This window comes from Paenibacillus sp. GCM10027630 (assembly GCF_042676305.1).
In the GTDB taxonomy this organism is placed as follows: domain Bacteria; phylum Bacillota; class Bacilli; order Paenibacillales; family NBRC-103111; genus Paenibacillus_S.
On record NZ_JBHTGY010000092.1, the window covers coordinates 1 to 17,264 of the forward strand.

The 17,264-nt window shown below is 43.5% G+C and carries 19 protein-coding genes and 1 pseudogene; all 20 read left to right on the plus strand.

The features are described 5' to 3' along the window. Positions 1–612 precede the first annotated feature (612 nt). The 20 genes and pseudogenes from ACFQ0C_RS34245 (at position 613) to ACFQ0C_RS34340 (ending at position 17,263) form a co-directional block, all read left to right on the plus strand. Entirely contained in the window at positions 613–1,134 is a 522-nt protein-coding gene (locus ACFQ0C_RS34245) for a GrpB family protein (RefSeq protein WP_379373676.1), read from the plus strand. A gap of 102 nt (positions 1,135–1,236) precedes the next feature. Further along, positions 1,237–1,971, plus strand: a complete 735-nt coding sequence (locus ACFQ0C_RS34250; protein WP_379373678.1) for a hypothetical protein — start codon at positions 1,237–1,239, stop codon at positions 1,969–1,971. Beyond that, positions 1,964–2,614, plus strand: a complete 651-nt coding sequence (locus ACFQ0C_RS34255; RefSeq protein ID WP_379373680.1) for an HAD family hydrolase — start codon at positions 1,964–1,966, stop codon at positions 2,612–2,614. Before ACFQ0C_RS34250 ends, ACFQ0C_RS34255 begins: the two co-directional genes overlap by 8 nt. 143 nt (positions 2,615–2,757) lie before the next feature. After that, complete coding sequence (locus ACFQ0C_RS34260; RefSeq protein ID WP_379373682.1) at positions 2,758–3,063, plus strand: hypothetical protein; 306 nt, start codon at positions 2,758–2,760, stop codon at positions 3,061–3,063. A 76-nt stretch (positions 3,064–3,139) separates the two neighbouring features. Further along, positions 3,140–3,619 carry an NUDIX domain-containing protein gene (locus ACFQ0C_RS34265; RefSeq protein WP_379373684.1) on the plus strand — a complete coding sequence of 160 codons (480 nt, stop codon included), beginning with the start codon at positions 3,140–3,142 and terminating at the stop codon, positions 3,617–3,619. A 184-nt stretch (positions 3,620–3,803) separates the two neighbouring features. Then, positions 3,804–4,457, plus strand: a complete 654-nt coding sequence (locus tag ACFQ0C_RS34270) for a YdcF family protein (RefSeq protein ID WP_379373686.1) — start codon at positions 3,804–3,806, stop codon at positions 4,455–4,457. Between the two features lie 843 nt (positions 4,458–5,300). Then, complete coding sequence (locus tag ACFQ0C_RS34275) at positions 5,301–6,161, plus strand: PHP domain-containing protein (protein WP_379373688.1); 861 nt, start codon at positions 5,301–5,303, stop codon at positions 6,159–6,161. 29 nt (positions 6,162–6,190) lie between these two features. Then, a complete protein-coding gene (locus ACFQ0C_RS34280; protein WP_379373690.1) occupies positions 6,191–6,823 on the plus strand; it encodes a DapH/DapD/GlmU-related protein in 633 nt (210 codons plus the stop codon). A 24-nt stretch (positions 6,824–6,847) separates the two neighbouring features. Further along, positions 6,848–7,549: a GntR family transcriptional regulator gene (locus tag ACFQ0C_RS34285; protein WP_379373692.1), complete on the plus strand. Its 702-nt coding sequence runs from the start codon at positions 6,848–6,850 to the stop codon at positions 7,547–7,549. An 80-nt stretch (positions 7,550–7,629) separates the two neighbouring features. After that, positions 7,630–8,055 carry a phosphonate C-P lyase system protein PhnG gene (gene phnG, locus ACFQ0C_RS34290; protein ID WP_379373694.1) on the plus strand — a complete coding sequence of 142 codons (426 nt, stop codon included), beginning with the start codon at positions 7,630–7,632 and terminating at the stop codon, positions 8,053–8,055. A gap of 14 nt (positions 8,056–8,069) precedes the next feature. Continuing rightward, positions 8,070–8,663: a phosphonate C-P lyase system protein PhnH gene (phnH, locus tag ACFQ0C_RS34295; protein ID WP_379373696.1), complete on the plus strand. Its 594-nt coding sequence runs from the start codon at positions 8,070–8,072 to the stop codon at positions 8,661–8,663. Beyond that, positions 8,663–9,808, plus strand: coding sequence for a carbon-phosphorus lyase complex subunit PhnI (locus ACFQ0C_RS34300; protein WP_379373698.1), 1,146 nt, complete (start codon positions 8,663–8,665; stop codon positions 9,806–9,808). The genes phnH and ACFQ0C_RS34300 overlap by 1 nt, the downstream gene beginning before the upstream one ends. Before the next feature lie 5 nt (positions 9,809–9,813). Beyond that, complete coding sequence (locus ACFQ0C_RS34305; RefSeq protein ID WP_379373700.1) at positions 9,814–10,656, plus strand: alpha-D-ribose 1-methylphosphonate 5-phosphate C-P-lyase PhnJ; 843 nt, start codon at positions 9,814–9,816, stop codon at positions 10,654–10,656. 15 nt (positions 10,657–10,671) lie between these two features. Then, positions 10,672–11,517, plus strand: a complete 846-nt coding sequence (locus tag ACFQ0C_RS34310; protein ID WP_379373702.1) for an ATP-binding cassette domain-containing protein — start codon at positions 10,672–10,674, stop codon at positions 11,515–11,517. Between the two features lie 202 nt (positions 11,518–11,719). After that, complete coding sequence (phnM, locus tag ACFQ0C_RS34315; RefSeq protein WP_379373704.1) at positions 11,720–12,898, plus strand: phosphonate metabolism protein PhnM; 1,179 nt, start codon at positions 11,720–11,722, stop codon at positions 12,896–12,898. 14 nt (positions 12,899–12,912) lie between these two features. Continuing rightward, entirely contained in the window at positions 12,913–13,641 is a 729-nt protein-coding gene (locus tag ACFQ0C_RS34320; RefSeq protein ID WP_379373706.1) for a phosphonate C-P lyase system protein PhnL, read from the plus strand. 85 nt (positions 13,642–13,726) lie between these two features. Beyond that, positions 13,727–14,786 (plus strand): annotated as a pseudogene (locus tag ACFQ0C_RS34325) (PhnD/SsuA/transferrin family substrate-binding protein). 43 nt (positions 14,787–14,829) lie between these two features. Continuing rightward, positions 14,830–15,618 (plus strand): phosphonate ABC transporter ATP-binding protein, encoded by a 789-nt coding sequence (phnC, locus tag ACFQ0C_RS34330; RefSeq protein ID WP_379373708.1) that lies wholly within the window; start codon positions 14,830–14,832, stop codon positions 15,616–15,618. Continuing rightward, complete coding sequence (locus tag ACFQ0C_RS34335) at positions 15,608–16,393, plus strand: PhnE/PtxC family ABC transporter permease (protein ID WP_379373710.1); 786 nt, start codon at positions 15,608–15,610, stop codon at positions 16,391–16,393. The genes phnC and ACFQ0C_RS34335 overlap by 11 nt, the downstream gene beginning before the upstream one ends. Next, entirely contained in the window at positions 16,394–17,263 is an 870-nt protein-coding gene (locus ACFQ0C_RS34340) for a PhnE/PtxC family ABC transporter permease (protein WP_379373712.1), read from the plus strand. The last annotated feature ends 1 nt before the right edge of the window (position 17,264 follow it).

Here is a 17,264-nt window from a genome sequence, read left to right on the forward strand (position 1 = left end):
TATTTGGTTGGGGAACCATAAACTTCGAGATTGTGGGGAGGTACTCCTTTTTTGTGTGCGAAAAAAACCAGTCGTAGCAAGGGGTTCGAATTATGAAATTGACTTAATGTGCATTTATTTTTTCATTCTTAGCTGAATCGGAGCGTTTTCCATGAAAATTGATGTACTTTTGCAGGTTTGTTCTCTCTACAGCCATTTCTGTAGGAAAATAGCTGCGTTTTTGCAGGATTTTGTGAGGACTAGTGGTCGGAGGGAGACCAGTACTGATTTTGAGGTTTAGCCTTTTTATTTGTGTAATTTCTTTTATGATTATTTAAAAAGACATAAGCAATTTGTTAGTCTACAGAATTTGTTTAATAGTCCCGAGACAATTTTAGGAGGGGGAGTCAGTCAGACAGATACTGCACCGACTTACCACAGTCGCGCAGTCCTTCGGGCTTTATCTTGGTAAGGAATGTCGTAACTACCGACCGAAACGGCAATCAGGTATTGTGCTAAACCGAGGTACAGGCAGAATGTTGCAATAGTAATAATGTATCCACATATTCATCAAATTGTTATAAAATGGATGGGTAGCAACATCTTATTCCTGTTAAATTGGGGGGGCTTGCGATGCTTGGATTGCCTAAAGGAGAAGTGTTTTTAATTCCTTGGACTGTGGAGTGGGAAAAGGAGTTTTTGTTAGAAAAAGAGAGGATTGTAGAATTAATAGGAAATAAGATTTTATCTGTCCATCATATTGGCAGTACCTCAATCAAAAATTTAAGTGCAAAGCCCATTATTGATATTGCTATTGTGATTCAGTCATTTCAAGATGGAACAGATTGTATGGCCCCCCTAGAGAAGCTTGGTTATACCTATAAAGGACCAGACCTATTACCAGATAGACATTATTTTAACAAAGGTGAGCCAAGAACACACCAGATACATATATATCAGAGTGATAATAGATATTTGCTGGAGCAATTAGCATTCAGAGATTATTTAAGAATTAACGATGAGGCAAGGGTTCAATACGAAAACCTTAAACAGAATTTATCATTGGTAAATAGCAACAATAAGCATAAATATGCAAATGATAAAACGGAATTTGTGAGATCCATCTTAGATAAAATAAAGCTCCAAAGTAATTAGGGTGTAAAATGCAACTGCTGCTTTAGACGATTTCATTCTATTTGGTGTGGTATTATTGACGGGACTAGATATGAAAGTAAGGAAATGGAGGTGCAGCAAACGTTGCGGACAAAAGTGGTGCTAGCACTAGTAATCACCTGTTTTTTGTGTATAAGTGGTGAATGGAAGATAAACGCTGCTTATGCGGAATCTACCGTCTTAGCGCTTCCTCATCCAGGTGAGAATACGATTACTTTGCTGGAAGATACTGATTTGTATGATGATCAACGCAAAAAGGTCGGGATGTTGGGCCCACAGACGGTGAAAATACTGAAGACGGGAGAGGTTCGCTGGGGACATGGCCAAGGATATTTAGTGCCGATTTACTTAATCTCCACATGGTTAGGCGATCTATCTATTGTGCCCAACAAGGCCTTACGGGGGAATCCGCAGCCGCTCGTGACAAAACTCGATCTTGGCCGGATTGAAACGTTATATAACGATCCTCTGCTTTCAGAGCCGTCCGGTGGAAAATTAGCGCCTCAGATTGTAACGACAAAAGCAAAGTGGGATTCTCATTATTTGATCGAAACGAAGTCCGGTGACAAATGGATTCGTCCTAGATATCCTTTTTTGGATGGGGTAACGGAAGTTTATAAGGAAATGGAATTGTCGAATCTCACGCCACTGATGCGATATCCGGACGGCTTGGAAACAGGCTCAAGTGTGTCTGCTCAAACCGTGGTGGTCAAAGAAGAATGGCAAAACTGGTATCGAATTGATTCTTGGCTAGGGCCAGTTTGGTTTAAGTTGTACAAAGCGGATACGGTGGATAATCAACGAGGAAACCATGATTAAAGGGATCATTTTTGATATGGATGGCGTCATTATCGATTCTCACTCGGTTGCTTATCAGCTTTTATGTGAGACAGCTAATACATTTGGTTGCAACTTAACCATTGAAGAGATCAAGACCTGGGGTAGTCTAAGTTCTAAGCAATTTTGGACAAAGGTGAAAGAACAATTTAGCCTGCCACATGAGATTTCTTTATTGATCGAGAGCTACAACCAAGACAGGGAAATTGAACTCTACAAATTTATGGAACCTGTTTCAGGAGTAAAAGAATTTCTATATGACATCAAAAGAAATCAAGTAAAGACCGCTTTAGCCACTAGCGCTTCTAAAAAAAGAATGGATGCTGTGATTAACCTGTTTGGGCTTCATACACTTTTTGATGTAATCGTCTGTGACGAAGATGTAGTGGCTTCTAAACCAGACCCTCAGATATTCCTGTTGGCGAGCGAAAAGCTTGGTGTTGAACCTGTCGAATGTTTGGTAATTGAAGACTCAGAAAACGGGAAAATTGCCGCTAAGAAAGCTAATATGAAGTGTCTTGGATTTAAGGGATTGAGTCATGTGAAGGAAAATATGGACGGTTCTGACCTAATATTTTTTAGTTTTAATGAACTCAATATAATGGAATTACAGAAACAATTTTAATCCTCGGCAGTTCCCTAAAGGAAATTAAAGTGGAAGAGCTTGCTTCCGCGCACAGAGCGGGGTAGTACTGAATCGGATGCTGCTAAAATGCACCCTTAGAATAGACATTGGAATAACCCTTGGGTTAAGGAGGGGAATGGAAAATGAAAATAACTAAGCTTATTGGGTTATCAGCTTCAGCTGGTTCAATGATCCTTTGGTTTATATTTACTTTTTACAATCCATACACTCATGAACGTGTTGACAATGACGTTTTAATTAATACATTATTTACACTTTTCGCTCCAGCATGTGTGGCGCTATTAGGGTCCGTTATCAAAAATCCTTCAAGCCTCTATACCGCCATGACTCCGAGTATATTTATTTTGTTTGGAATGACTTCAGTTCTATACCTTGTATCAGGTATTTTGTTCATTCGGGATAAAAGCCATCGAAATAAGGTGCTGTAGTCAAGGTTGAATTGGAAACGCTTACTGCGATTGCCTGTCGCGGGTATTAATTTTGAAATAAGAGGAGAATTTTGGAATGACAATAAGGGTCCGGGTTGCATGTATCGCATTAAAAGATGAGAAAATTGTTCTTTTGGAAAAATTAATTCCTAGTTACTTCAATTTCAAACAATTAACACCCCCAGGAGGTGGCGTTGAATTACATGAGACTTTGGAGGAAGCATGTATTAGAGAAATGGACGAGGAAACCGGATTAACCATTGAAAATCCGATTTTAAAAGGTGTAGTTTCGTATATTAATCATGGGAATAACGGTCATTCGGTAACATTCTTCTATTCGTCAGATCATGTCCAAGGTACACTAATAACAAAAGAGCCTGAAAAACATATCCCTCGATGGGTTGAATTAAATAGCTTGAGTGATAATGAGTTGGTACCAAATTACTATAAAGAGTTCATACAGATAATTTTATTCGATCAAAAGTTTCTAAATGCAAGGCTTGAATGGAATAAACCGGATGCAATTGAAAAATTTACGGTGACTATTGTTCCTTAAAATTTTCTATTCGTGAAGCTGCCCCCTGAATGAATTTTCTCCCCACTCAGGGAAGCATCATTTACTTATCAGTAAGTAAATATGTTAAATAAAGGAATTCAATCCTATAATGAATTATGATATTGAATTGAAAATGTGCTTGGAAATCTAATTTGAAGAAATTGAATAGATGAGGGTGGATTTTATGTATAAAAAGCCACAATTCCCAAAGGATCCCGAGGTTCCAAATCTGACTCGGCAACAAATGAATGAATTAACAGAAATTGTTTTTCTCAAACAACAGGAGCCTGTTCCCTGTGATGCCATTTTTGTATTTGGTGGGACACATCCAGGTCATTGGGAAAAAACAATTGAAGCATACCAGGCTGATCTTGGAAAAACCATTATTGTGTCAGGAGGAGTCAGTCCAACTGCCGTCAGACATCCTGAATGGGAAGAGGATAGTATACCGGAATCCCATGTGATTGTATCCAGAATCATTCAAGCTGGCATCCCGGAGAAGGATATAGTGTATGAGGATCACTCAAGAAACACGCTTGAAAACGTAAAATTCGCGAAAGATGTGTTCGATTTTAACACGATAAAAAGCCTGTTGTTTATTTGCAAAGCACATGGGGCCGGCCGTCAATATCGTACCTTAGCCAAATATTTACCTCATGGTTTGGAGTTAGTACCGTATGTTTTTGATACGTCGTATAATAACGATTTGATAACAAGAAACAATTGGATGAACCTTGAAAAGGGCCGATCCCGTGTTTATGGAGAGTATTTAAGAATATGTAATTATGGTGATCGAGGGGATATATTAGCTCTAACTGAAAAAGTAGAAGGCTTATAACCTGTTATGGATCAAGGGGATTTTTAAAGGGATAGCGGCGATGAGCTCAAGGGGATTTTATACGGAACTGAGAGTTCCGCTATTCCGTCTGCCGCCTCTAATCTAGGGTGATAGCGGAAGTGGGAATTCCGTTATGTTGGCCGAATGGAGCAATTATGCACAAAAACAGAGCAATAACGGAACTGGCTGTTCCCGTATCACTCTGATTTTTGGACTTTTCAGGCGATAAAGGAACAATTACTTCCGCATTGCCCTTCACTTACGTGAATGGAGTACTGGCGTGTTGTTTAATGTTATGTGCAGGTGATCTCTTCGCTAAAGTATAGTGAAGCTAACTGTACGTACATGGAACACTGCAGAGGAGTTCATGGCTTTCAATAACGGCTCGAAGACCGGCTTAGTGGAGTAAGGAAGCGGCGCAAAGCACGGAGTAGAACGGTGTGGAGGGAGGAGCGTAAGCGCCCTGGTCGTCACCTCCTGTGACTGCTCGGGTATGCAACCTACCTTTGAAGCTCGTGTTCCTCCCGTTTAAAGAAAAGGACACCGTAAGGCATTTTTCTTAGCTAGACTTTAACAACAGTCTGAAGACCCGTTGGCGGGTCTCTTTTTTTTGCCCATCATCCTGCATGGCTAGCCTAACGATTTTCGTCAAAGCTGCTGAATTACCATCCTACCTTTAAACCTCTACTACAGACGGTAATGTGATCCGGACTCTTACAATTTATTAATATTCACTTTACACTGCATTAACCATTCTTACTTGGCACCAAGTTAGACTAGATCCATAGTTATAAAACCAAATAGACCCTTACAGTGATATGAATAAAATTTAGGAGGTTCATCATGAAAGTTGAACTACATTGCCATACGAATTTATCCGATGGTTCTTTTACTTTTGATGAAATTATCCAATTGGCATTAAGAGAGAATGTTAGCCATCTGGCCATCACGAATCATGATACGACAAAGGGTTTGGAAAATATGATGATCACTGGCGGCAAATCCGGAGTGGAAATCATTCCCGGGATCGAAATTTCTGCCTATGATTTTAAAAGAAACACAAGAGTTCACATTCTAGGCTACTACATTGATCCGGGTAATCCCACAATTGAAGCCATATGCGGTCCGATCCTGGAGAGGCGACATCAAGGCTGCCTTACTATGGTGCACAAGCTGATAGAAGCCGGATATTTCATCACCTTAGAAGATGTGGAGAAGTTTGCCGTAGGGGGCACAGGTATTTACAAGCAGCACATTATGCATGCCCTAATCGAGCAAGGCTATACCACTACTATTTATGGAGATCTATATAAAAAGCTGTTTTCTAGAGGCCAAAACGGAGAGAACCCGGGAATTGCTTATATCCCAATGGAATATGTCGAAGCTAAGGCAGCCATTCATGCAGTTCTACAAGCAGGAGGTGTACCGGTACTCGCTCATCCAGGGCAATATGGGAATTTCGAAGCCGTACCGGAACTTGTGGAAAGCGGTCTTCAGGGAATCGAAGTATGGCATCCACTGCATGGGCCAAAAGATGAAGCAATTGCACAGGAATACGCCTTGAAATATGACTTATTGATGACCGGAGGTTCCGATTTCCACGGCTTTTATGGAGAGAAAGAAGTTGAACTAGGCAGCAAGAGTCCAGGCTTAGAAATAGTGAAAGCTATTAAAGCGCGGAAAGATGCTATCGTTGGAAACTAATTACTTTTTGCAGAAAGGAGCTATTGGTCATGTACTCAATCCACCAGACACACGCCAGCGTCAGACTTTCGGTTGAGCCGAGAATTCACGAAAGCAGCCACATTGAGAACAGCTTTGCCGGGGAATGGGCCTCTATAGGCCCGGGAAATTCGATAATCGAATCCCGAATCGGAAGCTACACGTACACGATGGAGGAAGTGACGATCAACTATACGGAGGTTGGGAAGTTTACTTCCATTGCATCTCATGTCTGCTTGAATCCCGTCAATCATCCGATGGACCGGGTGTCCCAGCATCACATGACATATCGCAGGACGATTTTCGGATTTGCCGATACTGACGATGATGATATTTTCAACTGGCGACGCGAAAACCGTGTTACAGTCGGCCATGATGTCTGGATCGGGCACGGTGCTATCGTAATGAAAGGTGTCCGTATAGGAAGCGGTGCTGTCATCGGCTCAGGTTCTGTAGTTACGAAGGATGTAGAACCCTATATGGTAGTCGCAGGGGTTCCTGCCAAACCGATCAAAACGAGGTTCCCCCGGAAGATTGTCGACAGCTTATTGCAAATTGCTTGGTGGGACTGGCCTCGCGAGCTTCTGGAGGAACGTTTCCTTGAATTAAACGATATCCAAAGCTTCATCAAAAAATACGGCTGATACCAGTGTAGGAGGCGGATCGAAATGTCGGAAGAGATCGATATCATGGATCACCTGATCGAAGAGATTCAACGGGGGAAGTACGACCCCGACGATAAATTGCCATCAGAGAATGAACTTGCCGACCTGTTCAGAGTCCCGCGGATGACTGCACGTAAAGCTTACGAAAGGCTTCAGGAGCTAGGTTACGTTTATTCCAAACAAGGAAAAGGCAGCTTTGTACAAGATAGACACCAACGTATTCCTTTGATCTTGTCCGGTCATGTGAGCTTCAGCCAAAAAATGATTGAACAGGGCTATGATTATCAATCAAAAAACATTTTTTGTGAACCTATCGATTATAATAACAAAATTTACCAATCCCTGAGAGCGGAAGAACAAGACAGAGTTTTTAAAGTAGGCAGATTACGCATTATCGAAGGTCAACCGATTGCCTTGCATATTTCTTATGTCGCAGAATCGATGTTCACTGAAATCGAGTGGACCGGGAGAGAAATCACTTCGATGTTCGAGTTCTATAAGAGTCAAGGCTTTACCGAATTTCAATCCACACAAACGTTGTTAAGCGTGATATACCCTTCTAAATACGAAAGGGAGCTGCTATCTTGCTCCAGCCTGATTCCTCTGTTGGTCCTAGAGTCCGAATGTTTGGACAGTGCTTCGGGCAGGACGCTGGAATACAGCAAGATTCTGTATAGAGCTGACTATTTCACCTATGTAATTTAACTTAATCTTAATATCCGCTGACTTGGCAACAAGGTAGAGTTGGTTTTGGGAATTGATCACTGGAGAAACGAGGCCCGGATATGAAGCGAAAACAAAGAACGGAAGTTTTGATTAACGGATCAAGTAAGATTGCTTCTGAGTTGTCTCAAGTCATAAAGAGTCGGTACGAAATCGAAATGATACAGGAGCCTAAGTATGGACTCGTGATGGTTCAAGTAAGAGAAACCGCGCAAAAAAGTCTGTTCTATCTGGGTGAGGTGCTAGTTACGGAATGTAAGGTCAAGATCGGAGGAGCTATGGGCGTCGGAATCATCAAAGGTGATGAACCGGATAGAGCTTACGACCTAGCCGTGGTCGATGCAGCGTATGGAGCCGATTTGAGTGAAACCGAGACATGGCAAGCCATCCTTCAGTCAGAGGCCGACCGGATAGCGGCAGAGCGGAAAGCATTCCATCAGAAGGTATTAAGGACCAAAGTGAATTTTGAAACGATGGATACGGATTGAGAGGAGCGGACCTGATGAAGCTGGACCTGGTTCATGATATACAGACTGCTTATAGAAAATTGCTCGACTCGATGTCGAGACCGGGAAGGATTGCGGATCTTTCTGAGGAAGCGAACAACCTGGATACAGATACCATTTGTTTGCCGGCCAGCCAGCTGTTGGCTTTGATGCTGCTTGATACGGAGGTCAGCTTCAAGGTGGTTTCTGAACGTGAAGCGCACGTGACCCATTTGTTCAACCAGTTAACATATGCCAAAACAGCGGAGACAGATCAGGCGGACTATATCTTTGTTCTAAGCGATGCAGCGCCCGGTGATTTAGCACTTGCCCTGGAAACGGCGAAAATCGGAGACTTGATCGATCCTCACCACTCCGCAACACTTATCGTGGAAACGGATGGTATATCCAGTGATGCTGAGTTTAAATTAACCGGCCCGGGCATTCAGGATTCCGTCTTGGCTCAAGTGAAAACGAAGGATGATTGGATGGAGATTCGGGCTGAAAGAAACGCAGAGTATCCGTTAGGTCTGGATTTGATTTTCATCGATGCCAGTCATCACCTCTTTTGTTTGCCGAGAACCACTCAGGTTAGAAAGGAGGAGCAGTAATGGGTTACGTAGCGGTAAAAGGCGGAACAACGGCTATTGAGGAATCGTTGAAACGAATTCAATACGAAAGAATAAAACAAAATACCGTGCTGGAAGTTAAAACGATTGAGGGTGGAATGAGAGGTCTTATCGACCAGGTCATGTCGGAGAGCAGCTTGTACAGCGAATCTCTCGCAGCTCTCGCCATCAAGCAGGCAGAGGGAAATCCGGAAGAAGCAGTCTTTTTGCTTAGGGCCTACAGGTCCACGTTACCGAGAATGCACTATTCCAGAACCGTACATTCCGAAGAAATGCGGGTTGAACGAAGAATCTCTGCCAGCTTTAAAGATATACCCGGGGGCCAAATTCTAGGTCCATCCAATGATTATTCCCATCGTTTGCTTGATTTCGACCTCATTGAAGAAACAGAAAAAGCGATAAGCGATTGGTTAGAGGCATTTGAACTTGAGGATGAAGGCGATCGGGATACATCTAGTTCAGATGGAAATAACGATATTGATTTGGGCCGCTTGCCCAAGGTGCTGGATTACTTGAGGAATGAAGGACTCATCTCCGATTGCCCTACGGACCCATCTGAACCGGACGATGTCACCAGGAAGAGCTTGACTTTTCCCGCCAGCCGGAGCCAGAAGCTTCAAATTTTGACAAGAGGACAGACCGGAACTGTAACCTCCCTGGGTTATGCGGTCATTCGCGGTTACGGTATGGTTCATCCTACAGTAGGAGAACTTCGTGTCGGCCAGATGCCAATCTATATCGACAACCCGTTATCACCCTCCGAGGACGTAGAGGATGCTTATTATATAGGTGAAATCAAAGTAACGGAAGTGGAGATGCTGGTCCCGGTAACCGTGGAAAAAGAAAAGGGCAGGGAAGAGCTCGAATTGGAATTCGGCTACGGGCTTTGCTACGGACAAAATGAAACCAAAGCCATTGCCATGAGCATTCTGGACAAAAGCTTGGAAAGAGGCGACAAATCCATTCCCACCCAAAATGAAGAATTCGTTCTCTATCATATCGACTCAGTGGAATCGACAGGGTTTATTTCTCACTTGAAAATGCCGCATTACGTCACCTTCCAATCGAAGCTGAACGATGTGCGCAAGACAAGGCAAGACCAACTCGAGGAAACTGAGGAGGAGTAACGCATATGCATATCCAATACAACTTTGCTTTTTTTGATGAAGGTTCCAAGAGGGAGATCCGCAGAGCGACGCTGAAAGCCATTTCCATTCCGGGATATCAAGTCCCGTTCGCATCCAGAGAGATGCCAATCGCCCGTGGTTGGGGAACCGGCGGTCTTCAGCTCACCCTATCTTTGATCGGTAAAAAGGATAGGCTCAAAGTTATCGACCAAGGCTCGGATGAGTCGGTTAACGCAGTAAGCATCAAGAAGCTGATTCACAAAACAACGGGTGTAGAAACCTTAGACGAAACGTCGGAAGCCACCCTCATTCAATCGAGACACCGTATACCTGAGGTTCCTCTGCAGCCTGGTCAAATTCTGGTTCTGCAGGTTCCGATGCCTGAGCCTTTGCGGATGTATGAATCGAGCGAGCTGGAAACCAAAAGGCTGCATGGAGAAAAAGATTACAGCGGTGCGTGGCTTATGCTGTTTGAACAAATTATGAAGTATCGTAATGTAGCGACCGGAGCCGACCATCCAGTAATGGTACATGACCGATATATCATGGCTCCAAGTCCCATACCCAAGTTCGATAATCCTAAGCTGGACAGCTCAGAAGCTTTGATTCTGTTAGGCGCCGGTCGGGAGAAGAAAATTTATGCGGTTCCTCCTTACACCAAGGTCGTCTCCCTTTCATTTGATGATGTACCTTTTCAAGTCGAATCCTTCCCTAACCAAAAATGTAAACTATGTGGGGCACAGGATGTATTTATAGATGAGCTGTATGATCCGGAAGCCGAAGCCACTTACTACCAGTGCAACGATACCAGTTACTGCTTAACCCGATTAAATCAGCAGTCTATCTAAGGGGGTGACATAAAGATGGGTGAGTATTCAGCACCAATTCTGACCGTGAATAATTTGAATAAACACTTCGGAAGTGGCTGTGACCGATGCAGCAACGAGGAAGACCGTAAACTGGACAAAAACTACTGTCCTTCCTGTGGCACCGTCTATTCCTGTCAAAATATTAAGTTTGACCTGTATCCCGGAGAGGTGCTAGGAATCGTCGGTGAAAGCGGAAGCGGCAAATCTACGTTGATGCAATGCCTCTACTTCGATCAGGAAGTGAGCGGTGGCGAGGCCTACCTTCAACCCTATAAAGAGGGCGGAAGCAATTTGTTTGATGAATCCTCGCAACAAAAAAGATACATCCGAAATCACCTGATGGGCAAAGTGTATCAGAATCCGGTGCAGGGCCTAAGGATGAGGTTTTCCTCTATTGGCAACATTGCGGAGAAAATGATCGCAGCCGGGAACCGGAATGTAGGAACGATGGAATCCAGAGCGAGTGAGCTGCTGAATCGGGTTCACATTCCCGTGTACCGGATGAAGGAAGCACCGAAGAATTTCTCCGGCGGCATGCAGCAGAGAGTCCAAATAGCCAAGGCGTTGTCCAACAACCCCCCGATTCTTTTACTGGATGAAGTGACTACGGGACTCGATTTATCTGTACAAGCTAATGTACTCGACTTGATTAAGCATCTGCAGAAGGAATTGAAAATCAGCATGCTGTTAGTTTCCCATGATCTCGGTGTGATCCGTATGATGGCTGATCGGACGATGGTGATGCTGGATGGCCGAGTGGTAGAACAAGGCCTGACCGACCAAATTCTCGAGGATCCGCAGCATCGATATACACAGCAATTGGTTCATTCATTGCTCTAGAAGCCCGGTGAATTGCCTGCTGCGATAGCGGATCATTCTTCCGATCCCTGTTGTCCCCGAATTTCTTGTATGTATGACGCTTTATTGGTTGAAATTCGGTGACAAGGGCGAACGTTGACGCTTCTCAAGAACGATTCCGCCCTCTACACTACTTATTCACCGGAGTTCTAGTTCATTCATTCAATAGATGGAGGCTATCCACATGTATCTAATAACCAATGGAATCATTATTACGGAAGAAACACTACTTGAAGGATTCGACCTCTTGGTAAAAGGAGACAGAATAGAGAAAATTGCCCGACGGGGTGAAATCATGCTGGATAGCAAGATGGAAGTGATCGATGCAGGCGGAGGGTACGTTTCCCCTGGATTCATCGATATTCATTCCGATTACATCGAACATATGACCGCGCCGAGGCCAACCTCACTATTCGATTTTCGTCTCAGTCTCATAGAAACCGAGAAAGAACTGATTTCTCATGGTATCACGACTATGTTTCATTCGCTGTCGATATTCAAGTCTGCCGATTATAAATACCGCCCTATCCGTGAACCGGAGAACGTTCAAAAATTAATTGATCTGATTGACCAAACCCATAAAAGCAAGCATTTGGTGCGGCACCGGTTTCACGCCAGATTTGAGATCGATAATCTCGATGAGACGGACAATTTGAAGCGCTATATTACAGAGGAAAAAGTCCACTTGATTTCATTCATGGATCACACACCAGGGCAAGGGCAATACAGGGATCTGGAGGTATACAAGAAGACAATCAGAGGCTATGACGATCTAACCGATGAAGGCATCGAACAGATTATCGCCAATCATCAAACGAAACCAATAATGACCATAGAGGGAATTAAGGAAATTGCCCAGATGGCCAAGGATCGAAACATTGCCATTGCTTCTCATGATGATGACTCGCTGGAAAAACTGGATTTGGTTGAAAGCTTTGGCACAGCAATCAGTGAGTTCCCGATTACATTGGAAATTGCAAAGAAAGCAAAGGAGAAGGGTCTATTCACTGTTGCCGGTGCACCTAATGTAATTCTTGGCGGCTCGCACAGCGGAAACCTCTCTGCAGCGGAAGCTGTTCAGCATGAATGCATTGATATTCTTTGCAGTGATTATTACCCGGCAGCAATGCTTCACGCGGTGTTTCAACTAGCCGGCCAAGGCGGAAAAAATCTGGCGGACATGTTTAAGCTGGTCACCCTACATCCTGCAAAAGCAGTTAATATGGATGGAGAATTTGGCTCTATCAAGGAAGGGAAAAAGGCGGATATCCTCATTATTGAAAAGATTGAGCCGGATTTCCCTGTTATTACTGCAGTATGGGTAGATGGAAAGCTGATACAAAAAACGAATTACAGGATTTAATAAGGGGTGATTGCATGGAAAACATACTCTCAATAGAGCAATTAACCAAATCATTTACATTTCACAATTTGAATAAACAGATCAGAGCCATCGATCAAGTAAACTTATTCCTTAAAGAAGGCGAATTCGTAGGAATTACCGGCAAAAGCGGCAGCGGAAAGTCTACCATATTGAAATGTATTTATCGCACTTACTTGCCGCAGTCCGGAAGTATCTGGTATAACTCTCAAAGATTCGGACAGATTGATCTGGCGACCGCTTCCGAGATAGCCATCATTGAATTACGCAAGTACGAAATCGGTTATGTGTCGCAGTTTTTGAACGTTATGCCTCGAACGACGGCCCGGGAACTGGTCAAAGAAGCTATCGTGGAAACAGGCCATGATACGGAATCAGCCGATTTAAAAACAATCAGAATGCTGGAGCATTTTGAACTTGACAGCAGCTTGTGGGATAGCTACCCAGCTACCTTCTCAGGCGGTGAAAAGCTGCGCTTGAACATTGCAAGAGCGATGGTCAAGCGGCCGAGGCTGCTGCTATTGGATGAACCGACGGCGAGTTTGGATGAAGCTTCCAAGGGCAAGGTTAAGGTTCTGATCCAGCAGTTGATGAATGAAGGGACCACAATGCTGGGAATATTTCATGATCTTGAGTTCATGCAAAATTTGTGCAACCGGGAATATAACATAAGGGATGGCAGTGTTTTATTGACTGAAAAACAAAAAAACCATACAAGAAATTAAAGCTGCATTAACAATCCGTTGATATATGACATGTACACTAAGTAAGGTTATTGAATATTTTTTAAAATTCGGGAGGAGTTTGAAAATGAAAAAGTTAATGGCTCTTGCAATTTCCTTATCCCTCACAGCAGTAATGGCAGGTTGCGGTTCAAAAGCGGCGGATTCTCAGAACGCAGCTGCACCTGTAAAAACGAAGGATACTCTTACAATGGTATGGTACCCTAACGAATCGGGTGCGGATTTGAAAGATACTCGGGAAGAGCTGGCCAAAGTAATTGAAACAGCAACGGGAAAGAAAGTTCAACATAAGACAACAACGGATTATATCATTGCTATCGAGGCTATTGCCAACGGCACTGCGGACGTAGCTTTTATGGGACCTCAAGGCTATATTGAAGCGAATGCGAAGAATAAGAAGGTTCAACCGATGGTTGTGCCAAGTGGAGCCTCAGGTACACTGGACGACGCCGTCTATTTCAGCTGGTTAAACGTTAGAAAAGGCGAAGAGGAGCCTTATAAAAACGGAAGCGGTTTTGCTATTGACAATATTGCCGGCAAAAAATTCTCCTTCGTGTCCAACAGCTCCACTTCAGGATTTAAAGTGCCGTCTGCCGGAATTGTAAGTTATTTCAGCAAAAAGGGATAAATACAAAAACTTGACTGCTGATGATCTGCTTCAAGGCGGTAAGGACAAGTTCTTCAGCGAGGTGCTTTACGGAGGTTCACACCAAGGCTCCGGTGTTAACTTGCTGACGAATAAAGCGGACGTCGCAGCATTCTGCGACACTTGTGTAGCTAACTATGTTGAATTGTCGTCCGGTAACGCAAACAAGCCAGGTGCGGTTTACAAAGTGAAACAAGGCGCTGCCGAGCCGTTTAATACATTGGTGGGCAAAGAATTCACCTTAATCTCCGTTACACCGGTTCTTAATTCTCCATTTGCTGTCAACACAGGTACGATTAGCGCCGAAGATCTGAAGAAGATGAAGGATGCCTTCCTTTCCGATGCAGTTACCAAAAATCCTAAGATTTTCTTGCCGAAGGATTCCAAGGATTCCGGTTTGTTCAAGTTAAGTACCGGCAAAGAACATTTCCTTGCAGTAGAAGATGCATGGTTCAACCCTGTTAGAGAATTGTCGAAATAATGCTCCAAGTCTTTTTCCACAAATTAAACTATGGGAGTTAACCATGACAACGTTATTGGAATTCAAGCAGGTATCGAAGCAATACGGTGCAGATACAAGAGCGTTATCAAATATTAACTTCGCTGTTAAAGAAGGGGAGTTCGTCTCGATCATCGGTCCTTCGGGAGCGGGGAAATCGACTCTCCTTCGCTGTATTAACCGTATGATTGACGCGAGCAGCGGAGAAATCTTTTTTGATGGCGCCAATGTTTTGGGGTATAGAAAAAAGGAATTAAAGAGGCTGAGAACCCGAATCGGTATGATTTTTCAACACTATAATCTGGTCAACCGCCTGAGCGTCATAGAGAATGTCCTTCATGGCCGGCTAGGCTACAAATCTACCGTTGCAGGTGTGCTAGGATTATACACGGAAGAAGAGAAGGTACAGGCTTATAGCGTCTTGAAAACCCTTGGCTTGGAGGAACAAATGTACAAGCGTTGTGACCAGCTAAGCGGCGGACAAAAACAACGAGTAGGGATAGCCCGAGCCTTGGTTCAGGATCCCAAAATGCTGCTCTGCGATGAGCCGATCGCTTCTCTGGATCCGAACGCATCCAAAATCATTATGGATCACCTGAGAAATATTTCGTCCACGATGGGAATTACAGTTGTCATCAATCTGCATCAGGTGGATGTGGCGCTGAAATACGCCGATCGAATCATAGGTGTTAATAGTGGCAGTATTGTGTACGATGGTCCCCCTGAAGGCATCCATTCAGAGCAGCTTCGCAAAATTTATGGCTCCGAACTGGATGAACTTTTAGTGGACCAGGGAGGGAAATATGCAGGTTAATTTCTTTGCCGTTAAAAGAAGAAATTCCTTCCTCTACTGTGCCTTATTGATCGTATTGACAATAACCGCAATCATCATTACGGAATATGACGTAGTTAAGGGCTTTACATCTATACCGAAAGCTATAGATTGGGCCTCTGCCAACTTTTATCCGAATGAAAAGGCCTTGAAGAAGCTTCCCGTTATTTTCGACACGCTGATTGAAACTGTATTGATATCCATTGCCGCAACCACCGTATCTGCCGTGTTTGCTTTATTGTTTGCTATCTTTGGTTCTAAAACGACAGGAGTCGGTGGAGTATTGAGCCAACTGAGCAGAGCAATCGCTACTTTGTTTCGTAATATCGATGTTGCGGCATGGTCCATGATTTTGTTGTTCTCCTTCGGCCAAAGTGTTATGACAGGGTATTTCGCGCTCTTTTTCGGATCTTTCGGATTTCTTACACGTGCGTTTACGGAAGCAATCGATGAGGTGAGCAACAGCTCTGTGGAAGCACTAAGAGCGACGGGAGCCGGTTATTTCTCCATTATTTTTCAATCGGTGATCCCGTCGAGTATTCCTCAGCTTCTAAGCTGGATGCTGTTTATGGTGGAAACGAATATTCGTCATGCTACCATAGTAGGAATTTTGACTGGGACGGGGATTGGATTTTTGTTCAACCTGTATTATAAAAGTCTTAATTATAGCTCGGCAAGCTTGGTAGTGATCGTCATCGTTGCCGCTATTTTATTGATTGAATCTATTTCAAATTATGTTAGGAGAGTGATTTTGTAGATGGGACTTGATGAATCCGTCAGAGCCGTTTATGACAGAGCTGGCAACAAAATTGAACCGATTCCTGGCAAAATTAAGGCTAAGCCTTTCAATAAAGCGTCTTTCGTTATACAGATCACTTTATTCACGCTTGTGGCGTTGACTGTATACGGTTTCAGCACATTCGATTACAAAGGTATTCATGTATTCGAAGCCATCTATTCGACGGCTGTTTCTGTCAAAACCATGTTTTTCGAACCTCATTTTCAACATTTTACATTTACCGAAGCACTTAAACAGATTATCATAACACTCGGTCTTGCATTTTTAACTACTTTGTTCGGTGCGATCATCGCGTTGTTTCTAGGGTTGATGGCGGCACGTAATCTGTCCACAAATTCCGTCTCCGCATTTATCAAAGGTGGATGTGCTTTTATCAGAGCCGTTCCTACGGTGTTATGGGTTTTAATATTTGCGGTATCTGCGGGTTTGGGAAGCGTAGCAGCTGTCATCGGCATGACGTTTCACTCGGTCAGTTACTTGGTTAAAGCTTACTCGGAATCATTCGAGGAACTGGATAAGGGTGTTATCGAAGCATTAAAGGCGAGCGGAGCTAATTGGTGGCAGATTGTGTTTCAGGCAGTTATCCCTTCCTCTATCACTTATCTGGTCTCATGGACTTTCATGAGGTTTGAGATCAATTTTGCCGTGGCGGTTGCCATGGGAGCAGCGGCCGGGGCAGGCGGAATCGGTTTTGATATGTTTATGGCTAGCGCATTTTATTACGATTTGAGGGAAATTGGGAGCATTACGTATTTCATCCTTGCGTTTGCCATTCTGTTAGAAATCTTGGCTACCCGTATTAAAAGAAAACTTAGAGTTAATGTATAAG